The following is a 1,099-nucleotide window of genomic DNA, read 5'->3' on the forward strand; positions in this document are numbered from 1 at the left end:
CCATAACCCCACCCGCCCGCCGACGACCCCTTTTCGCGCTGACCACGGTGACACGTGACCGCGCGGGTGAGGCGGCCGCTTGCCTGATGAGGCCACCTCCAGGCCAGGCCGGTACCGGCCACGCGCGATCGGCGTCAGCCGGTCGGGGTGCTCCGGCCCGCCGGCGCGGCCGGATTGGGGCGGCCGGCGGCGGTGTTCAGCCAGAAGGCGCCGCGAAGTCCGTGGAAGGCGGCCATGGCATAGGCGCCGACGACGATGGACACGGCGGCGGCCCACGGGTGGCTGGGGATATCGGCCCAGAAGACGAAGAGTGCGGTCAGCGGGATCCCGGTCACGCCGGCGAGCGCGTTGCGCACGGGCGAGTTCCCCAGCACGTTCGGGAACTCCTCGCCGACGAGGCCCTTGATCAGGTGCGGCAGCGCGTTGGTCCCCGCGAGCCCGGCGAGAAGGCTCAGCGCGATGGTCTGGAACATGGTCCCTCCAAGTTTCGGTCAACGACCGTTGACTGAAAACCTAGCGCCGCTTCCCGATTGAGTCAACGGATGTAGACTCAGCCGGTGGATTCCGCACCTGTCTCCCGGGCCGAGCAGCGCCGCCGCACCCAGGACCGGGTCCTGGCGGCGGCGCGGAGGCTGTTCGCCGAGCACGGCTACGACCGGACGACGATCCGCGCGATAGCGGCCGAGGCGAAGACCGACCCCGGCCTGGTCATGCGGTACTTTGAGTCGAAGGAGAAGCTCTTCGCGCGGATCGCCGTCGTCGACCGGCACGAGCCGTTCGGCGGAACCCCCGAGCAGCTCGCCGAGCAACTGCTGGCGGCGCTGGACGCGAAGACCTCGGCCGAACCGGTCGCCGCGCTGGCGGCGCTCCGCTCGATGTTCACCCACCCCGAGGCCGCCAAGGAGGTGCGCGAGGCGATGCTCGCCGAGCAACGCCACGCCGCCGACGCGCTACCGGACGACGACGCGGAACTGCGGACGAGCCTGATCGGCGCCCTGACCCTGGGAACCGTCATCGCCCGCTACCTGCTGCGCCTGGACGGCCTGGAAGACGCCCCCCCAGAAAAGATCACCGCACTCCTCCGCGACCCCTTCCACTC

The 1,099-nt window shown here is 70.9% G+C and carries 2 protein-coding genes; one reads left to right on the plus strand and one right to left on the minus strand.

The annotated features are described in order from the left end of the window. Nucleotides 1–134: 134 nt before the first annotated feature. Nucleotides 135–473, minus strand: a complete 339-nt coding sequence (locus tag E1281_RS39735) for a hypothetical protein (protein WP_131884824.1) — start codon at nt 471–473, stop codon at nt 135–137. 84 nt (nt 474–557) lie between these two features. Here E1281_RS39735 and E1281_RS39740 point away from each other — a divergent pair. Then, nucleotides 558–1,099, plus strand: a 542-nt coding sequence (locus tag E1281_RS39740) for a TetR/AcrR family transcriptional regulator (RefSeq protein WP_131884825.1), incomplete at its 3' end; no start/stop codon positions are given.

It is taken from the genome of Actinomadura sp. KC345, assembly GCF_004348515.1.
GTDB lineage: Bacteria > Actinomycetota > Actinomycetes > Streptosporangiales > Streptosporangiaceae > Spirillospora.